The 20,784-nt window shown below is 59.5% G+C and carries 20 protein-coding genes and 1 pseudogene; 14 read left to right on the top strand and 7 right to left on the bottom strand.

All coding sequences use genetic code 11. The features are described 5' to 3' along the window. Positions 1–60 precede the first annotated feature (60 nt). A pseudogene (locus tag B7449_RS22825) lies at positions 61–165 on the top strand (ChaB family protein); the annotation flags it as partial. Positions 166–244: 79 nt separating this feature from the next. On the opposite strand, the gene B7449_RS09650 reads toward B7449_RS22825, so the two are convergent. Both B7449_RS09650 and B7449_RS09645 read right to left on the bottom strand, forming a co-directional pair. After that, positions 245–1,360 carry an FAD-dependent oxidoreductase gene (locus tag B7449_RS09650; RefSeq protein ID WP_025440081.1) on the bottom strand — a complete coding sequence of 372 codons (1,116 nt, stop codon included), beginning with the start codon at positions 1,358–1,360 and terminating at the stop codon, positions 245–247. A 274-nt stretch (positions 1,361–1,634) separates the two neighbouring features. Beyond that, positions 1,635–2,216, bottom strand: coding sequence for a TetR/AcrR family transcriptional regulator (locus B7449_RS09645; protein ID WP_025440080.1), 582 nt, complete (start codon positions 2,214–2,216; stop codon positions 1,635–1,637). A 120-nt stretch (positions 2,217–2,336) separates the two neighbouring features. Between B7449_RS09645 and B7449_RS09640 the strand changes: the two genes are divergently transcribed. The 6 genes from B7449_RS09640 to B7449_RS09615 all read left to right on the top strand — a co-directional run bounded on the left by B7449_RS09640 (position 2,337) and on the right by B7449_RS09615 (position 7,743). Then, positions 2,337–3,317, top strand: a complete 981-nt coding sequence (locus B7449_RS09640) for an SDR family NAD(P)-dependent oxidoreductase (protein WP_039733136.1) — start codon at positions 2,337–2,339, stop codon at positions 3,315–3,317. A 130-nt stretch (positions 3,318–3,447) separates the two neighbouring features. Continuing rightward, entirely contained in the window at positions 3,448–4,563 is a 1,116-nt protein-coding gene (locus B7449_RS09635) for a metallophosphoesterase (protein WP_025440078.1), read from the top strand. Positions 4,564–4,845: 282 nt separating this feature from the next. After that, complete coding sequence (locus B7449_RS09630; protein ID WP_235721266.1) at positions 4,846–5,916, top strand: NAD(P)H-dependent flavin oxidoreductase; 1,071 nt, start codon at positions 4,846–4,848, stop codon at positions 5,914–5,916. Between the two features lie 120 nt (positions 5,917–6,036). Beyond that, positions 6,037–6,375 carry a type II toxin-antitoxin system Phd/YefM family antitoxin gene (locus B7449_RS09625; RefSeq protein ID WP_025440076.1) on the top strand — a complete coding sequence of 113 codons (339 nt, stop codon included), beginning with the start codon at positions 6,037–6,039 and terminating at the stop codon, positions 6,373–6,375. Further along, positions 6,372–6,755 carry a type II toxin-antitoxin system VapC family toxin gene (locus B7449_RS09620; RefSeq protein WP_025440075.1) on the top strand — a complete coding sequence of 128 codons (384 nt, stop codon included), beginning with the start codon at positions 6,372–6,374 and terminating at the stop codon, positions 6,753–6,755. The genes B7449_RS09625 and B7449_RS09620 overlap by 4 nt, the downstream gene beginning before the upstream one ends. Positions 6,756–7,029: 274 nt before the next feature. After that, the gene (locus B7449_RS09615) at positions 7,030–7,743 is read left to right on the top strand and encodes an MgtC/SapB family protein (RefSeq protein WP_025440074.1); all 714 of its coding nucleotides are present in this window, start codon (positions 7,030–7,032) and stop codon (positions 7,741–7,743) included. On the opposite strand, the gene B7449_RS09610 is transcribed toward B7449_RS09615, so the two are convergent. The 5 genes from B7449_RS09610 to B7449_RS09590 are packed head-to-tail and all read right to left on the bottom strand — an operon-like array spanning position 7,730 to position 12,702. Next, positions 7,730–8,287: a hypothetical protein gene (locus B7449_RS09610; RefSeq protein ID WP_025440073.1), complete on the bottom strand. Its 558-nt coding sequence runs from the start codon at positions 8,285–8,287 to the stop codon at positions 7,730–7,732. The two genes, B7449_RS09615 and B7449_RS09610, sit on opposite strands and share 14 nt — an antisense overlap. Positions 8,288–8,301: 14 nt before the next feature. Further along, positions 8,302–8,913, bottom strand: a complete 612-nt coding sequence (locus B7449_RS09605) for a cysteine hydrolase family protein (RefSeq protein ID WP_039736186.1) — start codon at positions 8,911–8,913, stop codon at positions 8,302–8,304. A 30-nt stretch (positions 8,914–8,943) separates the two neighbouring features. Further along, the gene (locus tag B7449_RS09600) at positions 8,944–11,178 is read right to left on the bottom strand and encodes a xanthine dehydrogenase family protein molybdopterin-binding subunit (protein WP_039736185.1); all 2,235 of its coding nucleotides are present in this window, start codon (positions 11,176–11,178) and stop codon (positions 8,944–8,946) included. A 13-nt stretch (positions 11,179–11,191) separates the two neighbouring features. Continuing rightward, complete coding sequence (locus tag B7449_RS09595) at positions 11,192–12,199, bottom strand: FAD binding domain-containing protein (protein WP_039736184.1); 1,008 nt, start codon at positions 12,197–12,199, stop codon at positions 11,192–11,194. After that, positions 12,196–12,702: a (2Fe-2S)-binding protein gene (locus B7449_RS09590; RefSeq protein WP_039736183.1), complete on the bottom strand. Its 507-nt coding sequence runs from the start codon at positions 12,700–12,702 to the stop codon at positions 12,196–12,198. Before B7449_RS09590 ends, B7449_RS09595 begins: the two co-directional genes overlap by 4 nt. Positions 12,703–13,300: 598 nt before the next feature. On the opposite strand from B7449_RS09590, the gene B7449_RS09585 reads away from it, so the two are divergent. The 7 genes from B7449_RS09585 to B7449_RS09555 all read left to right on the top strand — a co-directional run bounded on the left by B7449_RS09585 (position 13,301) and on the right by B7449_RS09555 (position 20,705). Next, positions 13,301–13,579 (top strand): hypothetical protein, encoded by a 279-nt coding sequence (locus tag B7449_RS09585; protein ID WP_019091889.1) that lies wholly within the window; start codon positions 13,301–13,303, stop codon positions 13,577–13,579. Positions 13,580–13,707: 128 nt separating this feature from the next. Continuing rightward, positions 13,708–14,214 carry a YciE/YciF ferroxidase family protein gene (locus B7449_RS09580; protein ID WP_019091888.1) on the top strand — a complete coding sequence of 169 codons (507 nt, stop codon included), beginning with the start codon at positions 13,708–13,710 and terminating at the stop codon, positions 14,212–14,214. Positions 14,215–14,548: 334 nt separating this feature from the next. Continuing rightward, positions 14,549–16,336 (top strand): thiamine pyrophosphate-requiring protein, encoded by a 1,788-nt coding sequence (locus B7449_RS09575; RefSeq protein ID WP_039736182.1) that lies wholly within the window; start codon positions 14,549–14,551, stop codon positions 16,334–16,336. Beyond that, positions 16,333–17,436: an enolase C-terminal domain-like protein gene (locus B7449_RS09570; protein WP_025440066.1), complete on the top strand. Its 1,104-nt coding sequence runs from the start codon at positions 16,333–16,335 to the stop codon at positions 17,434–17,436. The genes B7449_RS09575 and B7449_RS09570 overlap by 4 nt, the downstream gene beginning before the upstream one ends. A gap of 15 nt (positions 17,437–17,451) precedes the next feature. After that, a complete protein-coding gene (locus B7449_RS09565) occupies positions 17,452–18,426 on the top strand; it encodes a hypothetical protein (RefSeq protein ID WP_039736181.1) in 975 nt (324 codons plus the stop codon). Continuing rightward, positions 18,419–19,066: a gluconate 2-dehydrogenase subunit 3 family protein gene (locus B7449_RS09560; RefSeq protein ID WP_039736180.1), complete on the top strand. Its 648-nt coding sequence runs from the start codon at positions 18,419–18,421 to the stop codon at positions 19,064–19,066. The genes B7449_RS09565 and B7449_RS09560 overlap by 8 nt, the downstream gene beginning before the upstream one ends. After that, a complete protein-coding gene (locus B7449_RS09555) occupies positions 19,056–20,705 on the top strand; it encodes a GMC family oxidoreductase (protein ID WP_039736179.1) in 1,650 nt (549 codons plus the stop codon). Before B7449_RS09560 ends, B7449_RS09555 begins: the two co-directional genes overlap by 11 nt. Positions 20,706–20,784: the final 79 nt, after the last annotated feature.

Raw genomic sequence — 20,784 nt, 5'->3', positions numbered from 1 at the left:
ATATTGCATGCCGATCAGGGGTTATTTTTGAGTGCCGATTGACAGACCGAATATGGCGCAAAAGGTGAAGACCCCGAGGAAGCTGCCAATCGCGTCGCATGGGCGGCAGTGAAGCGTAAATACGTCAAGGATGGTAACGTCTGGGTTGCACGGAACGATGCCTGACCGGTATCACCTGTTGTCATGCCCGCCGGATCTGTAGTGTTTCAGAAGCATCTGCCTGTCCTCAGGAGGAACGTATCATTCACGCGAACTGGTCAAACAGATCGACCACGCTGGCGGGTGCATCCGGTCCAAAAAACAGGGCCAGATTCTGCGCGGACCAGCGCGCCATTTCGTGGCTTCGGGGAAAAAGCACCGTCTCATAGGCCGCCACAGCCGCGTTCATGTCATCGGGGCGGGCGATGAGCGATTGGCCGAGTTCCACGCCGTCATACAGGGCAAGGTTGGCCCCTTCACCCGCGAACGGAGACATGAGATGTGCGGCATCGCCGATCAGGGTCACGCCGGGTCGGTGCGGCCACCGCAGTCCGGGCGGCAGGGTATGGATCAGGCGGATCGCTGGATCGGCAGTACTGTCGGTAATGAAGCGTGTCAGGTGCGGTGCCCAGCCCGCAAACTGCCGTGCGATAATACTTAATCCCGTGCGGATATTACTAAAATCAATGGAGCTGAGCCATGTTTCTGGCCGGTTCAGTGCCACATATCCCGCCACACTTCCATCGGCATTGCGATGCACGATGATGCCCTTGCCCGGCGCCACCGCCATCAGGGTGCCCGTGCCGATTATCGCACTATGCGCGTCGGCCACAGGACATGCGATCTCGATAAAGCAGGTGCCTGAATAAACGGGCCGGGCAGGGGTAAGAAGCGCCCGGACTTTCGACCAGGCACCATCAGCACCGACAAGCAGATCCGCTGTGGTTCTGGTGCTATTGGCAAAAACGATCTCATGTCGCCCATTGGCAACTGACGATACAGACATGACCTTATGGCCCCAGCGGATCGTGACAGGAGGCAGGGAAGCGATCAGCATGCGGCGCAGTTCGCCCCGGTCAACTTCGGGGCGCGGGGATCGGGTCTGTCCTGCCCGGTCAAACAGGATGGTCCCGTTCTTGTCCACAACGCGCTTCGCATCCTCGCCGGGACGGACAAGGCGGCGGAAAGCGTCATGCAGGCCAGCTGCCTTCAGCGCGCGCTGGCCGTTATGTTCGTGGATATCAAACAGGCCGCCCTGTTTTCTGGCGGCGGGTGATATCTCGGCCTCGTAGACCGTGGCCTTGATCCCATGCAGGTGCAGGATACGGGCAAGGGTCAGGCCACCGAGGCCAGCCCCGATGATCGCAATGGTCCGTCGCATGATCGCGCTCCATGTGTCGCATCGGCATCGGCTAATGCGGGCTATGTTTTTCGGAGACGCTGGCCGATCATGCCACGGCATGAAGGACGTATGTGCGACAGCCTTGGAGCCTGAAAGTGGGCACGGACAGTCGTTTTTCGCGGAAGCCGGGCATTACAGGAAACCGGACGTGTCTGCAAGGAACGGCGGCTCAGACAGATCCATCACGCGGGTGAGGGCCCTTTCAGGAATATACCCGATACAACTGTCAGGCTGGCTTCTGCGCCCCGCGCAATTACGATGCCGACGCCCGTGACCCGGCGATGAGAATATCGACAAGGCGCTTCGCACTGGTCTCCCAGCCGGGGCCAGCGGCGTAGTTCGAAACACCCGCCAGGGCGCGAAGCAGGTCAACCGGTTCGATTTCCGCGTTGAAATCTCCACTCGCAACGGCAGCCGCCACAAGCTTCTCGATCGCACCCTGCAGGACCATGCCGGACTGGGCGTAGAGCGTGCCCGTGCCGCCCGCCAGCCCGTTGAGAGCGGGGGCGATCACCAGCTTGGCGGCAATATAGTCAACAAACAGCCGCATCCACGCCCGCAGCGCCTCCACGGGCGAATGCTGGGCTGCAAGGACCGGTGCCGCATCGGCAAGGCGGTCGAGTTCAGCGCGATAGACCGCCTCGATCAGCGCATCGCGATTGGGAAAATGGCGGTAAAGCGTGCCGATCCCCACGCCCGCACGCCGGGCGACCTCATCCAGCGGAATATCGGTTTCCCCCGCCGTAAAGGCGGCTTTGGCCACGTTCAGCAGGTTTTCCCTGTTGCGCTGCCCATCGCTGCGCGGGCGGCGGCGTGGCTTTTTTTCGTCGGTCACCGGTTTCCCTCTTGTTAAACGGAGCAATCCTCCGCATATATCAAGCGGAGCCATGCTCCATATAACATCCCGCAGGCCATTTCGGCAAAAAATGGATGCATCCTTTCAGGGAGTTTCCCCATGACACAGATTTTTGGCGCAAGCTCGACAACGGACGATGTCCTCTCCGGCGTATCGCTGAGGGGCAAACGCGTGCTTGTAACCGGCGTTTCCGCTGGTCTGGGCGTTGAAACTGCGCGCGCCCTTGCCGCACATGGCGCCCATGTGGTGGGTGCCGCACGCAATCTGGAAAAAGCAGAACAGGCCACCACGCAGGCCCGCGCGGATGCGGCGCGTGGGGGCGGAAGCTTCGAACTGGTCGCCCTGGACCTTGCGGATCTGGGCAGTGTCCGCGCCTGCGCCGATCAGTTGAACGCGGCCGGTCTGCCCTTCGATCTGGTCATTGCCAATGCAGGCGTGATGGCCACGCCATTCGGCCATACAAAGGACGGGTTCGAGACGCAGTTTGGCACCAACCATCTGGGACACTTCGTCCTCGTCAACCGCATTGCGGGGCTGATGCGCACCGGCGCCCGACTGGTCAACGTATCCTCGGCCGGGCATCGCTTTGCAGACGTTGACCTGAACGACCCGAATTTCGAGCATACGCCATACGAACCATTCATCGCCTACGGGCGTTCCAAGACCGCCAACATCCTGTTTGCCGTGGCCTTTGACGTACGGCACCGTGCGCGCGGCGTGCGCGCAACAGCGGTGCATCCGGGTGGGATCCTGACCGAACTGACGCGTTACATGCCAGCAGGCGGCATTGAGGCGATGGTGACGCGGATCAATGAACAGGCTGCGGCTGAAGGCAAACCGCCGTTCCAGTTCAAGACCATTCCACAGGGGGCGGCTACGGCAGTCTGGGCAGGCGTGGTGGGGGCGGCTGATGCCGTCGGCGGCCATTACTGCGAAGACTGCCACGTAAGCCCGGTCGTGCCCGATGACCAGCCGATCAGCCTGGTCAGTGCTGGCGTGCGGGCCTACGCGGTTGATCCCGCGCATGCCGAAGCATTATGGACAAAGAGCGAGGACATGGTCGGGGAGAAATTCTCCTGAGTCACCCGTAGCCCTGTTTGTGGCATAATGGGCGGACCTGACACCCCGACTGACATTTTACTGATATGGATGGCCCGGGCGCGCAGGGGGATGACAGATGTCTCCCTGCGCTTCCGTGCGAGGATATTGAATGCGCCTTGTTGTTTTCGGCCTGCCCCTTCTTGTCGTGATCCTGAACTGGCTCTGGCCGTTGCCGCTTCCGCTGGGGCTGAAAGGGGTTGCTGCGGCACTGGTGGTCGTGGCCGCACTTTACCACTACTGGTCCCGGCTTTCCTCGGGTTCCATCTTTGCCCCGGAATTTCCCCGGCCTGTCATTATCCTGTTTAACTGGGCATTCGGGGCGATCGCGTTTCTCATGCTGTTCCAGATTGCACTTGATATTGGTGCGCTGCTGGTTGCGCTGGTAACGTGGCAGCCGGTGCGAATCCCGGTCGCCGCGCGGGCGGCCGTGGGTGGTCTTGCCGGGATGCTTTCTGCAATCGGCGTTGCCAATGCGCTGCGGGTGCCCCCGGTCAGGGATGTGAGTGTGACCGTTCCCGGCCTGTCGCCAGCATTTGACGGCTATCGGCTGGTCCAATTGACCGACATGCATATCAGCCGGCTGTTCCCCGCCCGATGGGCAAGGGCGGTTGTCGAGCGCACCAACGCGGCCGGTGCGGACATGATTGTCGTGACGGGCGATTTCATTGACGGCTCGGTGGCCATGCGCCGTGCTGACGTGGCACCGCTTGCGGGGCTATATGCGCCGGATGGTGTGCTGGCGATCCCGGGAAACCATGAATATTTCTTCGATTATGGCGACTGGATGCAACACCTGTCGGAACTGGGCTTTCACATGCTGCTGAACCGCCATGTGGTCATTACAAGGGGAGGGACCGGACTGGTCATTGCCGGGGTTACCGACCGGTCAGCACCCGCGCATGGGCAGGCTGCCCCCGATCTGGCTGCCGCCCTTGCAGGGATTCCTGCCGGTGCCCCGGTCGTGCTGCTCGATCACCAGCCCGGGGACGCGCGTGAAGCTGTCGTAAGCGGCGTGGCCCTGCAACTGTCAGGGCATACGCATGGCGGGATGATTGTTGGCCTCGACCGCCTCGTTGCGCGCGGCAATAACGGGTTTGTCTCCGGACGCTATGATGTGGGGGGCATGACGCTTTACGTCAGCAATGGCACCGGGCTGTGGCCGGGCTTTGCGCTCCGGCTGGGCAGGCCATCCGAGATCACCCGTTTCACTCTGCGTGCGGGATGAGGGGAGGAACTTTATCCTGTACTTGAAAATTTCAATATTCTAATGCGCTTTTCTGTGTCGTTCGGGTGATGGATCCTGTCCGTCCCGTCCTGCAGGGTGCCGCCTCTTTTTACGCAGTGAACGCGTATACGCGTAGTATGACCGGCTGGACCATAACTTCGTCGCCCGTGAGGATGAGACCGCGCTGAGGAAAAAGCGTGATGATATGGTTTTGAACGCCATATCCAACGAGATGAACTACCATCAGGGCAAGAAAAAAACCGGTTTGCGCGATGGGAAACGATGATGAACTGGCCTGAACAGCTCGGCCTGACAATTCCATTGGTACAGGCACCGATGACAGGTGTCTCCACTCCAGCCCTTGCCGCCGCTGTATCCCAGGCCGGGGCACTTGGTTCAATCGGAGTAGGGGCCGCTGGTGTTTCAGTCGCGCATAAAATGATCTGTCAGATACGCGAGCAGACGGCGGCCCCCTTCAACGTCAATCTGTTCGCGCATAAGGCACCGGAAATCGACCAGGCCCGTGACAGGGCCTGGCTGACATGGCTGAAACCGCTGTTTGCCGAGTTCAATGCAGTCCCGCCAGGCAGCCTGCATTCCATATACCGAAGCTTCAATGATGATCCGGACATGCTCGACATGCTTGTGCATATGAAGCCACCGGTCATCAGTTTCCATTTCGGGCTTCCTTCGCCTGAGAAGATTTCGGCCCTGAAGGCGACAGGTGCTGTTTTGCTGGTAACAGTCACCAGCCTGGAGGAAGCCCGCGCCGCCGAAACCGCAGGGATGAATGCGATTGTAGCGCAAGGGATCGAGGCAGGCGGCCATCGTGGCATTTTCGATCCGGCGGGTCACGACGATGCTTTGGGAACATTCGCCCTGACCCGCCTTCTTGTGCGCAAATGCCGCATTCCGGTGATTGCTGCTGGCGGTATCATGGATGGAGCAGGCATGGCGGCTGCCCTTGCCCTGGGAGCCGTCGCCGCACAGATGGGCACGGCCTTTATTCTCTGCCCGGAAACGGACGCGGACGAAGCGTACCGAAAGGCTCTGGCGGGACCAGCCGCGTTTCATACACGCATGACCGATCTCGTTTCAGGACGGCCTGCGCGCTGTCTTTCAAACCGGTTTACGAGCCTGAGTGACAGTGTCGGCATTCCACCGGTTCCCGATTACCCCATTGCCTATGATGCGGGGAAAACACTCAACAAGGCCGCCAGAAACTGTGGTGAAAGTGGTTTTGGTGCTTATTGGGCCGGACAAGGGGCTCCACTGGCTCGGGCTATGCCAGTGGGTCAGCTCATGGACAAGCTGAAGGAAGAACTGCACAGGGCACGTTATTTAAAGACATAATCGCCAACCTGCCCGGTGTTGCCAACTTCATTCAAAACTGGATAGTACGGTTCGAGATCTTGGGGTGGATGTCGAGGACGCTCTGGCTCTGTCGGAAGCCACTGATCTCTGAAATCGAATATGCCTCAGGAATTCTCTACCTCCTCCCCATGTGTACATGTTATGATGACACATAAGGAGGAGACCATGAGCGAGCATTTTCCAGATAACGCACCATCCCCACAGAAAATCGGTGTTCGGGAGTTCCGGGGAAACCTGACAGCTTATCTGCGTCAGGTCAGACAGGGTAGCACGATCCTCGTGACGTCTCACGACCAGGTTGTCGCTGAACTGCGTCCGCCGGCTCCTTCCTATCGCCCCCGTCGTCAACCAGGCGCATTGCGCGGGCGGATCAGAATGAGCGAAGATTTTGATGAGACACCATCGGACATTCTTGAAAGCATGGAACGTGACCTGTGAAGGTTCTGCTCGATACGCATGCGTTGCTCTGGTGGCTTTCGGACTCCGACCGGCTGGGTGAGAACGCACGAGAGATCATTGCAGATCCGGCTCATGATATTCTGGTGAGTATCGTGTCATTATGGGAGATTGCGATCAAAATCCGTATTGGAAAACTGGATGCGGATATGAACGACATTCTGGCAGCCATTCCTGAGGAAGGTTTCTCTCTACTGCAAATACAGCCCGAACATCTGCAAATCCTTATGTCTTTGCCTCTGCATCATCGTGATCCGTTTGACCATCTCCTGATGGCGCAGGTGCAAGCTGAACACGCTACATTCTTTTCGGAAGACGGACAAATGGATCATTACCCCATCAAGCGAATACGCTGTTCGTGAAGCAGAAACTGCCGTCAGAATACGCCTCATCCCAGACATATTTGTAGCAGGAGGACTATCCACATTGCAGACATGACTAGAACGTGTCGATTTGCGTGGAACGGACATTCAACTGAATGTGCCAGTGCCTCGTTTCCCAAAGGATCATGAACCGCAGGTCGACATGATAGAAGCCACAATTTATATATTAACAGACATCATGCTGTGACTAAATACTCTTCTTTGAATGTCAAACGGGGCTCAAGTGCCTCTCCTGACAGGAGCCATGTCAAGAATGACGGAAACGTTAGATTGGGGCGATATCACGCTGCGGCTTGTTGCAGCGCTGGTGGCAGGGATGGTCTTTGGCCTCAATCGTGATGAGCACGGACGTCCGGCCGGTCTGCGCACGACCACGCTGGTCTGCCTGGCGGCATGTCTGGCCATGCTACAGACGAACTGGCTTCTGGGCACGGTGGGTAAGGCTGCGGATTCATTCGTGACACTCGACCTGATGCGGCTTCCGCTTGGTATTCTGTCGGGCATGGGATTTATCGGTGGGGGTGCGATCCTGCGGCGTGAAAATATGGTCCTGGGCGTGACCACGGCGGCGACATTGTGGATCGTCACGGTCCTTGGCCTGTGCTTTGGTGGTGGGCAGATGGGACTGGGTATTGCTGGCACCGTCCTCGGCTTTGCCGTGTTGTGGGGACTGAATTTCGCTGAACGGGCCTTGCGTGAGGACCACCGTGCGGCACTTGTTGTAATTGCGGATACGCAGAACCCGGCAATCTGCGATCTGGCGCGCCAGTGTATGGCCGTGTCCATCCAGATTGCCGGACAGTCCATCGCCTATTCCGAACAGGGCGAAAAGGCGGAAATGCATTTCGATCTGCGATGGCGGGGACGGCGGCGTGATGTGGGGCCCCCAGCCTTCCTATTGCAACTGGCGCGGCACCCCGGCGTGCAGGCCGTGCAATGGAAACCGGTCGGTTTTATCGGACTATAGCCAGAAATCCTTCAATTCCGATCATGCGATACGACGCCATGCGCCACCACTCGCCCGGACTGTCGCGATGTAGCCACCATATCCCATCATAACAATCCGCGGGCCATTCCTGCAGCGCGGGCAGCGACTGCGGCGCAACGATGGCTTTTGCCAGTGCCGCGAGGCCCTGATGCTGCCAGCAGACCAGTGACGTGCCCTCCAGACTGGCCAGAACGGCCCCCAGTTCGCGTTCCTGATGCAGCGACCAGCGCAGGTCGACAGGGCAATGCAGCGTTTCCGATAGGGGCTGGACCGTCTGTTCGGGCCGTCGGCTATGGCCGCCACCGGGACGGAAGGCGGACGCAAAAATACGATCAGGGATCGGCAGAAGTGGAGATGTGGTCCCCACAACCGTGAAAAAGACGGGCAGTTCCTTCGCCCGCTGCCAGCCGCGCCGACTTAATGAATGGGGATCGTCCCGCCCGTAACCATCAATTCCGGTTTCATGACGGCGTCCATCCGGTTTTTCCGCGTGGCGTATCAGCACGACGTTTATGGATGTCATGATGCCGGTCCGTCTTATCCACCATTTCCGGCTGTCGTACGGTCAAGTTCCTGCGTTGATACGATCAGAAGCTGGTTGGTAAACCTTCTGGCATAGAAATCGATGGTCGAATCATGGGTCTCATCCACCGAACTGTAAACGGCATCTGACACGACAACGGTCCTGTAGCCCCGGTCAATGGCTTCCAGCGCGGTAAACAGGACGCAGAGATCCGTCTCGCCACCCGTCAGTATGATGGCCGTCGGATCATGGCGCCTGATATGCTCCCGGAACGCTGGTGAGCGCCACGCGGAATAACTGTTTTTGTCAAATACGGTATCAGGTGACGAAAACACCGATAGTTCCGGCACAAGTTCAAGTATGCGGGGATCAAGTTCAGCACGCGTCATCTGGTGCCAGTGCTCATAATATTCCCGCCACGCCCCCGGCGCTTCATCAGCACGCAGCGGGGGAATGAAGCGCGTAAAAATGGTCCTGTCCCTATACCGCCGTGCAATGGAGACCACATTTGGCAAGACGCGGGCCATCCAGGGCGCATGCCACGGTGTTTTTTCACGAAACATGTTCTGCATATCTACACAGACGTGAAGCCAGCGGCCACCGTGCAGAAAGCGTTCCAGACTCATCCCAACGTCTCCTTCATCCGCCTTGCAGGTTCAGGCACCCGGCATGATGGGCAGATTGCGGTACCGCCTGCCGGTCGCATGGAAAATGGCGTTGGCAATGGCGGCCGCCGTCCCGCACATGCCGATTTCCCCAATACCCTTGACGCCAAGGGGACTGACTTCATCATCGTGTTCATTCACGAACAGCACGTCCATGTCCGGAATATCGGCATGGGCGGGGATGTGATATTCGGCAAAATTGTGGTTCATGAAACGGCCGACGCGCTCATCCATCAGGGATTCTTCATGCAGCGCCATGCCGGTCGCCATCACCATGGCACCACGTATCTGGCTTGCGGCTGTTTTCGGGTTCATGATCCGCCCGGCGGCAACGGCATTGAGCAGACGGGTCACGCGTACGGTGTCCAGTTCCGGGTCCACGCGCACCTCGCAGAACACCGCGCTGTGCGTGAAACGCGCCTTGCGCATCTGGCTGATTTTTCCCCGCAGTCCCGGTTTCGCGGTTTCTTCAGCTTCAAGCGCGTCGTAGCCTGCAAGGGACAGGGCATCAGGCAGGGAGAGACTGACCGGCCCGTTTTCAGTCATGTCATGTAGAATGCCGCCTTCCAGCGTCACGGTGTCCTGCTTTACCCATGGCGGGGCATTTTCACTTCTGGCGAGCATGTCGATCAGTTTCCTGCGCAGGCTGAGACATGCAAGCCATACAGCCGCCCCGGCGGAGGCCGCCGTCCATGATCCGCCCTCTGTCGGGCATTCCGGCAGGGTGGAATCCCCCAGTTCGACATCAATCCGGTCAAGCGGCATGCCGAACGCCTCGGCCGCAGTCTGCGCCAGGATGGTATAGGTCCCGGTGCCAATATCGGAAGCCGCCGTGGCAATATGCAGGCGTCCATCCTGACCCAGTCGGGCGCGGGCAGAAGTAGGGGAGAACATGGCATCCCATATGCCCGTTGCCATGCCCCAGCCGATCAGTTCCCTGCCATCACGCATGCTGCCGGGCATCATGGAACGGTCATGCCAGCCAAAATGCTGCGCGCCCTGGGCCATTGCGTCCCGCAGCGCCTTGCTGGTCAGGGGCATGTCATGCATGGCGTCAATATCGGAATAATTGTGCAGACGGAATGCCAGCGGGTCCATGCTGCAGGCATAGGCCATCTCATCAATAGCCATTTCCAGCAGGTTGACGCCGGTTGCAGCCCCCGGTGCGCGCATGTCGCTGGACGTATAGGTGTCACGCGGTGCGACCTTGTAATCAGCCGTGGCGTTCGGGCATTTGTAATTGATCAGCCCCCAGATCACGATATTTTCTATATTATGCTCGAAGCGCGACGTATCGGTCACGCCTTTGACAATCATGGACTGCAGGGTGCCGTCCCGGCTGGCGCCAAGGGCAATATCCATGACGGCTTCGGGGCGGAAGGCGTGAGTGAACATCTGCGATCGCGTCAGGGTCACGCGCACTGCTCGTTTCAGCATTTCTGCCGTCAGCGTGGCAAGGAAGACGTTGTACACCGCCCGCAGGCCCGAACCGAATGCGCCGCCTACATAAGGATTACGCACACGCACCTGATCTTTTGACAGGGAAAGGGCGCTTGCCAGATAGGCCTGTACCGCCTGCGGACCCTGTGTCTTGTCCCAGACCGTGAACGTGCCGTCATCTTCCACGATGGCGGTCGTGGCGTGCATTTCCATCGGGTTGTGGTGTTCGGGGGCCAGATGATAGCGACCCTCGATTTTTACCGCACTCAGCGCATAGGCTGCGGCAGCGTCGCCGCGGGGTTTGGGCGGCACGTAATTGCTACGTGTTTTGGATGGCATGTATTTCTGATGCAGCGCGACTTCGAAATCCGCATTGTGCGGCCATCGTTCATAATCGACCCGGACCACCATGGCCGCTTCACGTGCGGCCTCGAATGTTTCGGCAAGGACGACGGCAACGGGCTGCCCGTTGAAGTGGATTTCACCGTCATGCAGCGGCCTGTAGGGCACACCAGGTACGCCCAGGCCGTCCATGTACGATTTTTCGAACAATGCGGCATGGGGACGGTTGAGGTGGGTCATGACTTCGATCACGCCGGGAACCTGTCGCGCCTCGGCGTCGTGAATGGTTTCAATCCGTCCGCGTGCGATGGGGCTGTTGACAACGACGCCATACAGCATGCCCGGCGGGTGGGCCTCGGCAGCATATTTCGCCTGACCGGTGACTTTCGCAACACCATCGATCCGCGAAACAGGCTGCCCGATATGCGTGGATATGACGTTCATGGCTACGTATCCTTCAGCGAATGGCCTTGTCGGTCTGGGATTGCGGCGTGCCGATTGCGGCCTGCCACAACGCACGTTCGATCACGCGCGGTGCGAGCCGGATCTTGGCGGTGTTGTCACGGTCCGCCACGGCCCCGTGCAGCAACCGCTCGGCAACATCGCGGAAAAGCGAATGCGACGGTAACTGGTCCTCAAGCAGCGCCTCGGCGTGGGGCACGCACCACGGCTTCGTACCCATGCCACCCAGCGCGATGCTGCCGCGTTCGATCCGACCGTCCTTCATGCACAGGCCCACGGCCACCGAGACGATGGCAAACGCAAAGGACAGCCGGTCACGCACCTTGAGATAGGTATGGTGCGGACCGAACGGTGCGGGCGGCAGGTCGATGGCGGTCACGATTTCACCCGGTTGCAGGATATTGTCGCGCCATGGCGTATCACCGGGCAGGCAGTGGTAGTCACGCACGCCAACCGTGCGTTCGCCATCCGGGCCGTGCAGGTTGATCGTGGCGTTGAGGGCAGCGAGGGCAATGCACATGTCGGACGGGAAGGTGGCGATACAGGCATCACTGGTGCCCAGAACGGCCATGATGCGGTTGCGACCGCCCCGTGCGGCGCATCCCGTGCCGGGCGAACGCTTGTTGCACGCCATGGCGGGATCATAAAAGTAGTGGCAGCGTGTCCTCTGGTTCAGGTTGCCGCCATTGGTGGCCATATTGCGGATCTGTGGACTGGCACCGGCAAGGATGGCCGAGGCGAGCAGGGGGTACCGTTCAACCACAAGGGGATGGGCCGCCGTATCGGCATTGGTTACAAGTGCGCCAAGATGGAGCCCGCCATCGGGCCGGTCCGCGATATGGTGCATCGGCAGGGATTTGATATCGATGACATGGGCCGGGCGTTCAACATCCGACTTCATGAGGTCGATCAGGTTCGTTCCGCCTGCAAGGAAGCGCGTGTGTCCGGCATTGCGGCAGGCTTCCTCGAAGGAGGTGGGGCGGGAATACGAAAAACTTCTCATGCAGCCTCTCCCGCCTGGTTACGGTGCTGCTGGCTCACGACCCGTTCGATGGCGTCGATGATCCCGTTATAAGCGCCGCAGCGGCATAGATTGCCGCTCATGAACTCGCGGATTTCCGCGCGGGAATGGACATGGCTTTCCTCCAGCAGCGCGATGGCCGACATGATCTGCCCCGGCGTGCAGTAACCGCACTGGAAGGCATCCGCATCAATGAAGGCCTGCTGCATCGGGTGTAACCGACCATCCTGAGCGATCCCCTCGATGGTTGTGACCGTGGCATCCGGGATCGAGACAGCAAGGATGAGGCAGCTTTTGACCCGTTTTCCATCCACCAGCACGGTGCAGGCACCACATTGGCCATGATCGCACCCCTTTTTCGTGCCGGTCAGGTCAAGCCGCTCACGTAGCAGATCAAGTAACGTGACGGATGGCGGCAGGTCAGCAGAGTAGTCCTGGCCATTGATCTGGAGGTGACACGGGACGGCGACAGACTCACGGGTCATGGGAAATCGCTCCGGGGGTATCTGGTTTTGTCTGGGTCGTTACAGGGTTTAAGGCATCACGGGGCTGCCGGTTGCGCCTTAATGCATGAAAAGGGATGGCTAAAATTTTCCCTGGCGCGGCGTCTGGCTGGCGGCCATCACCATGGCCGATGTTTCTTTATTCTCGATGTCGGGAGAATGAGCCCATATCAATATACATCAGGTAAATACCGGAACTGTTGTACAAAAGTTTTTCGGTCATGATATTGCAAACGCACCTGGAGCGGCCTATCCGGCAAGCGTGGGTATAGGCTTGTGTCACACAGGTAAAGACCGGTGCTACCCGTTAAAGGTAATCCCACGGCTTGCGCATGAAGGCGTTCTTTATATCAGCCTGTATTGGAATGCTCACGGCTTTCATATTCAGTTACATAATAATATTTAATTTAAATATTTATAAATAATAATATAAACATATTATATATAGTCGACTCCGTTTGTTTTAGTTCAAAAAGTAAACTTTTTGCTGAATCTTTGAAACCGCATTCGGGCCAGATGGTTTGTCATGTGACGGTCAGAATAAGTGACCGTTCCCTATCAGCAAAAAAGGAATGGAAAAATGGCAAATCAGGGCAGCAGCCATGAACAGCACGTCAAGGCCGGCGAACAGAGCCACAAGAACACCGGCACGTCGCAAGGTGAGAAAAACGAGGGTACCCACAGCACCGGCACCCGGGGCGGCACACATGAACAGCATGTCAAGGCTGGCGAACAGAGCCACAAGAACACCGGCACATCGCACGGTGAGAAGAGCGAGGGTGAACACGGCACCGGCACCCGGGGCGGCACGCATGAACAGCATGTAAAAGCTGGCCAGCAGAGCCACAAGAACACCTGACATCGTGTTGAATACCGGGGACGTCAGCAATCTGCTGCCGTCACCCGGAATCTGAATGCTCCGGTCAACGCATCGACTACTGTGCGCCGATCAGGCGAGCGGCATCTTTTCGAGAATGGAGAAAATCAATGGGCCTGTTTTCAAAACCGATAAAGACCCTCGATGACCTGTTCGTGCATACCCTTCAGGACATCTATTATGCCGAAAACCAGATCGTCAAGAATCTGCCCACGATGGCGGAAGAAGCCACTGAACCGGAACTGAAGACTGCGTTCCAGCATCACCTGACGGAAACGCAGGAACATGTCCGCAGGCTCGAGCAGGTGTTCCAGATGCATGGCCAGCCCGTCAAGGGCGTGACCTGTCAGGCAATGGATGGAATCCTCGCCGAGGCAAAGGACATAATCAGCGACTGCGATGACCCCGAGGTCCGTGATGCTGCCATGCTCTCCGCAGCCCAGGCGGTCGAGCATTATGAAATAACCCGTTACGGAAGCCTCATCGCCTATGCCCGGCAGCTTGGCCGTGCCGACTGCGCGACTGTTCTGGAACACACACTTGAAGAAGAAAAATCCGCCGACCAGAAACTGACGCGCATCGCCGGGATGAGCGTAAACCGGCATGCCGCTGCGTGAGGTCGGATATATATATGAGATGGCATATCCTTCCTGTCGGTAAGAAGGGGAGGGCGGGAACCTGTCTCCGGTTGCCTCATGCCATTCATATCTGATGTCAGACACTCTGTTCACATAATAATTCCTGCGCATGACAGGTACCGATTGTTCATATTCAGCATGAACAACCGATTCTTTTGACTGTTTCTTTAAAACTATTCTGTCTGCAGACGATCATACGGGGGTGTCGTACGCATCCTGCGTGCGACTGGTTACGTCATACCCAACGGAAAAAAGAGGCAACCCCTTCGAATTTTCGGCGTTGGCCAGATGAATCCGACAGGAGACCCCCGAAATGAATGTCAGCGAATTCTTATGGAAGCGCCTTCAGGAATGGGGCCTCAGACGCGCCTACGGTTATCCGGGCGATGGGGCAGGCGGAATAGACGTGGCCCTGCAACGCGAAGTGGATGCAGGCAACGTTGAATACGTTCAGGTGCGACATGAGGAAATGGCGGCGTTCATGGCGACAGCCCATGCCAAGTTTACCGGGCAGGTGGGGCTGTGTTTCGCAACGTCCGGTCCCGGTGCCATTCACCTGCTGAACGGGCTGTATGATGCCAAGCTGGACCATGTCGGTGTGGTGGCGATCATGGGCCAGCAGGCCCGCACGGCGATTGGCACGAATTACCAGCAGGAAGTGGACCTGCAGTCGCTGTGCAAGGACGTGGCGTGCGAATACATTGTCACCGTGACCGAACCATCGCAGATGCGCCATGCGCTGGACCGGGCCGTGCGGATCGCACGCGACAAGCGCGCGCCCACGGTCGTGATCGTGCCCAACGATCTGCAGGAACTGCCCTATGCCGACCCACCAATGGCCCATGGTGCGACCCATACGGGCATTGGCACGACAGTCGGCAGCAAGGTGCCCGAGGAGGCAGGCCTGCGCGCCGCGGCCGAAATACTCAATGCAGGCAAAAAGGTTGCGATCCTTGCTGGCGCAGGTGCGCTGGAGGCAACGGACCAGTTGCTCCAGATCGCGGAAATCCTTGGGGCAGGGATTGCCAAGGCGCTGCTGGGAAAAGCTGCCGTTCCCGATGAACTGCCCTTCGTCACCGGTTCGATCGGGCTACTGGGCACGAAGCCGTCATGGGATCTGATGAAGGAATGCGACACGTTCCTTATGGTGGGGTCATCGTTCCCTTACAGCGAATTCCTGCCAAAACCTGGTCACGCACGCGGGGTACAGATCGACATCAATGGCGCCAACCTGTCCCTGCGTTACCCGATGGAGGTCAACCTGCAGGGCGATAGCGCCGCGACATTACGCGCCCTGATCCCGTTGCTTCATCACAATAGTGACCGCTCATGGCGCGCCCATATTGAAAAAGAAGTGGCCCAGTGGTGGAAAGTGCTGGAAGCCCGTGCCATGACCAGCGCCCGGCCGCTCAATCCGCAGCGCGTGTTCTGGGAACTTTCGCCACGTCTGCCCGAAAACGCCATCATCACCGCTGATTCCGGCTCCGTTGCCAACTGGTATGCGCGCGACCTGAAAATACGGCGAGGCATGAAAGCATCGCTGTCGGGTGGCCTTGCATCGCTGGGTGCAGGGACGCCTTACGCCATGGCAGGCAAGATGGCCTATCCCGAACGCACGGTCATTGCCTGCATGGGCGATGGGGCCATGCAGATGAACGGCCTGAATGTCATGATCACGATTTCCAAATACTGGAAGCAATGGTCCAATCCCCGGCTGATCGTCCTGGTGCTGAATAACCAGGACCTCAATCAGGTGACATGGGAGGAGCGCATCCAGCTTGGCAAAGGCAAGACGGAATCAACCCAGTCCATCCCTGATTTTCCCTATCATCGGTATGCCGAACTGCTGGGGCTGAAGGGCATCTATGTGGACGACCCCGATGATGTCGCCACGGCGTGGGAAGAGGCACTAGGCGCCGACCGCCCTGTTATCCTTGAAGCCCGCACCGACCCTAACGTGCCGCCCCTGCCGCCGCATATCACCCTGCAGCAGGCCAAGGCCTTCCTGTCATCGCTACCCACGGAACCAGAGCGGGCCAGTGTCATACTGGGTTCGGCAAAGGAAATGCTGGCGTCCTTCCTGCCTGCAGGAAAATCGTGAGGCGCCCGGGTTTACAGATCGATGGCGTCACGGCGCAGGCCTTTACACTCCCAACCGACAGTCCGGAAGCCGACGGCACAATGACATGGTCGGCCACGACAGTCATTGTCGTGCACGTTACGGCGGGGGGCTGTACCGGCCTTGGCTATACCTATTCCGATGCCGCGGTCGCGCGCCTGATAGAAGCCACGCTGAAGCACCGGATTGTGGGGAGCGACCCGTTTGCCCCGACAAAACTGTGGGACACCCTTCAGGCAGCCGTGCGCAATATGGGGCGTGCAGGCATGACGGCCAATGCAATCTCGGCTGTCGATACGGCGGTATGGGACCTGAAGGCAAAATTGCTGGACCTGCCGCTGGTAACCCTGCTGGGGGCACGGCGCGATCATATCGAGATTTACGGCAGTGGCGGGTTCACCACTTATTCGGACCAGCAGCTTGCACAGCAACTCCATCGGTGGGTGCACGACGCTGGATGCCGTGCCGTCAAGATCAAGGTTGGTACCGACCCGGCCCGTGACCCGCACCGGCTTGAAATCGCACGGTGTGCAATCGGTGATGCCGCGCTGTTCATGGATGCCAATGGCGCCATGGATGTCAAGGCGGCCATCGCATCTGGCCGCAGGGCCATGGAAGCCTGGGGGGTATGCTGGTTCGAGGAGCCTGTCTCGTCCGATGACATTGAAGGCCTCACCGCCATACGCGCCCATCTGCCCGCCCCAATGGAACTGGCGGCAGGTGAATACATCTACAATGTCGATATGGCCCGGCAGCTATTGGCATGCCATGCTGTGGATGTGCTGCAGGCAGACATCACACGCTGCGGGGGCGTGAGCGGGCTGCTGCGCATAGCCGATCTGGCCGATGCCTTTCACATCCCGTTTTCGGCCCATTGCGCGCCAGCGCTGCATCTTCATGCCTTATGTGCCGTGCGTAACCTGCGGCATCTGGAATGGTTTCATGATCATGTGCGCATCGAACAGCGCCTGTTCGATGGCGCGCCGGTCCCGCACGATGGGCGGATTGCCCCGGATCTGACGCAGCCCGGCTGTGGCCTGACATTCAGGTACGCTGATGCCGCGCCATTCGCGGTCCACTAACAGGGGAGCGGGAAGATGGCCAATACTACCAGCCCGAGTGGCGCGGCACGTACCACATTGACACTGCTTGGATCGCTGACCGGTGCGGCACTGCTCGGGGCATTGCATTCACATGCCCGTCCGCCTCCTGCCACGCGCTCACCAGCAAAAGCACCGGTGCCTGATCCTGCTGCCGCCAATCGTGCGGCGCGGCGCCTTAACCGCGCGGCGGGTACCCTTGCGGCCTCTGTCCTGTTTGACAGCGCGGTGGAGCATTATCGTGGGCAATTTCAGAACAGGGCGATGTTCACGCCGCTGGTGACCGCCGCCATGGCGCTGGGTGTCAGTGCGCATGGCACGATGGATACGCGCCAGACACCGCACGTGGTGCGCGATACGGTCTATGCGCTGACCGGCATTGTCGGTCTTGTTGGTACCGGTTTCCACCTGTTCAACGTGCGCAGGAAGGCGGGCGGCTTTTCGTGGCAGAACCTGTTTTATGGCGCCCCCCTCGGCGCGCCCATGGCCATCGGGCTTTCCGGTCTGCTTGGTTACCTGTCGGAACGGGTGCGTGAAACCCCGCCCGGACAGGCGCCCATGATATGGGGCCTGCCTGCCGGGCGTGTCGTGGGTGTGGTATCGGGCCTTGGCATAACCGGAACCGTGGGCGAGGCGGCCCTGCTGCATTTTCGCGGCGGTTTTCATGATCCGTTCATGTATCTGCCGGTTACCATGCCACCTGTCGCCGCCCTGGTTCTGGGGCGGAGCGCGCTTGGCCCGGCGGGCATCACGCGGCGCGTCACGCGCTGGTGGCTGCGTGCCACGGCCATTCTTGGTCTGTCCGGTACCGCCTTCCATGCCATTGGCGTGGGACGTGACATGGGCGGCTGGCGCAACTGGCAGCAGAATATCCTTAATGGACCGCCAATCCCGGCCCCGCCGGCGTTTACCGGCCTGGCTCTTGCGGGGCTCGCAGCACTTGGCCTGCTGGAGGACCATCCCGATGACTGAACGCGACCGCTATCCCGGTTATGACGTGCTGGGCAAAAGACATTCGCCATCGTGGAACGAGGCAACCCGCAGGGTCATGGATGCCCGCCTTGGCGTGCCGCGTGAACCACGTTTCCTTTCACGGATCGAGTGGGACACGCTGGTTGCAATCTGTGATCGCATCATTCCCCAGCCGAAAAACCGCCCGCCCGTGCCGCTGGCCGCCTATATCGACCAGAGGTTGCAGGCTGATGCCCGCAACGGGTTCCGCAACGCGGCCCTGCCACCGCAGCGCGAGGCATGGCGGCAGGGACTGGCGGCGTTCGAGGCCGAGGCCCGGCAGCTTCACGGCACGGCTTTCCATCACCTGACCGCCGCACAACGGGATGACCTGCTACAGCGCGCGGAGGGTGGCTGGATCAATGCGCCGGCATGGGGAGACCTGGATGCGGCGCTGTTCTTTTCCGAACACATAATGGGCGACATCATCGCAGCCTATTACGCCCATCCCACAAGCTGGAACGAAATCGGTTTCGGCGGTCCCGCCAGTCCGCGCGGCTACGTACGTATGCGCAATAACCGCCGTGACCCGTGGGAACCGGTAGAAGCCGGACCGGGGGAGGAAGCGCGCGCAGGCAGGGAGAACAGGCGTGTACGATAATCCCCTGACCACACCAAGGGCCACCCATGGCCGTGCACCGGATGTCTTTCATTCCGGCGGCTGGGTACCGATGCGCGAATACCCGCAGCGTGAAACCGTGGACTTCGTGGTGATCGGTACGGGGGCAGGCGGGGGACCATTGCTCGCACGCCTTGCGGAGCGTGGATATTCGGTCATCGGCTTCGATGCCGGACCCTATTTCCGGCCACTGGAGGATTTTGCATCCGATGAGACCAGCCAGAGTCAGCTGTTCTGGATGGATGAACGGCTGGTGGATGGTGCCAATCCGCTAAAAATGGGGGCCAACAACAGCGGGCGGGCGGTTGGCGGATCAACAGTGCATTATGCCATGGTCTCGCTCCGCTTCCGGCCGGAATGGTTCAGGTCGCGTACCCTGCTGGGTTACGGCGCGGACTGGCCGCTCGACTGGCGTGAGATGTGGCATTACTACGCCCGGGCAGAGCGCGATCTGGCCATTGCCGGGCCGGTTTCCTACCCATGGGGACCAAAACGCCCACGCTATCCCTACCGGGCACATGAGATCAATGGGGCGGCGGAAGTGCTGGCACGGGGGGCGGAGGCCATGGGCTATCAATGGTCGGAAACACCGCTGGCAACAGTTTCGGCCCCCCGGGGGGATTCACCTTCATGCGTGTACCGTGGCTTCTGCCGGGTTGGTTGTGCGACCAATGCCAAGCAGAGCCAGCTTGTCACCTACATCCCGCGCGCCCTTGCTGCGGGGGCGGAGATCCGCGATCTGGCAATGGTCGGGCGCATTGCGGTCGATGCGGCGGGCCGGGCCTGTGGCGTGCATTATCATCGCAATGGCGCATGGCATTTTCAGGCGGCCCGGAATGTCATCGTGGCAGGTTATGCGATCGAGACGCCACGCCTGCTGCTCAACTCCGCCACCGATCGGTTCCGCAACGGGCTGGCCAACAGTTCCGGCCTGGTGGGGCGCTACCTGATGACGCAGTCCAATCAGGCGGTCTACGGCGTGATGGATGACATGGTGCGGTGGAACAAGGGACCGCCCTCCCTGACCATTACCGAGCACTGGAACTATAACGACAGGAAGGATTTCCACGGCGGCTACTGCTGGATGGCACAGGGGCCGCTGCCGGTTGAATGGTCAGCTGCCATGTCCGCTTCCCGCAGGCTGTGGGGGGCGGCATTGCGTGAAAAGATGGGGGATTACAATCATCAGGTCGGGCTGAAGATGGTGGGGGAAATGCTGCCGCATCCAGATAACCGGGTCACGCTGGCCGATGAGACCGACCGGTACGGCCTGCCCATCGCGCGGGTGACCTATTCCTGGCACGATAATGACAAGGCCATGATCCAGCACGCGCTGGGGGAAATGCAACGCAGCCTGGAACTGGTGGGGGTAAGGGACCTGTGGCGGCAGGAGAATGACACCAACCATCTGGCCGGCACCGCGCGGATGGGGTTCGATCGGGAAACCAGCGTGGTCGACGCGGATTGCCGAAGCTGGGACATTCCCAATCTGTGGATCTGTGACGGATCGGTGTTTCCAACAACGGGTGGTGTCAATCCGTCACTGACAATTACGGCTCTTGCACTGCGGACCGCTGATCGCATCTGTGTTCAGGCTCGGACAGGGGAAATGCGTAAGTGAAGGGTAGTAATAGTCGTGGGTGTTGATTTTCACTGAGAACTGACCCGGGTAGGGCGGAAATTTTCATCGAGATTTGACC

The organism is Komagataeibacter intermedius TF2, from assembly GCF_000964425.1.
GTDB classification, from domain to species: domain Bacteria; phylum Pseudomonadota; class Alphaproteobacteria; order Acetobacterales; family Acetobacteraceae; genus Komagataeibacter; species Komagataeibacter intermedius.
The sequence above is the reverse complement of the archived record's forward strand: the minus strand, read 5'-3'. Positions and strand labels throughout refer to the sequence as shown.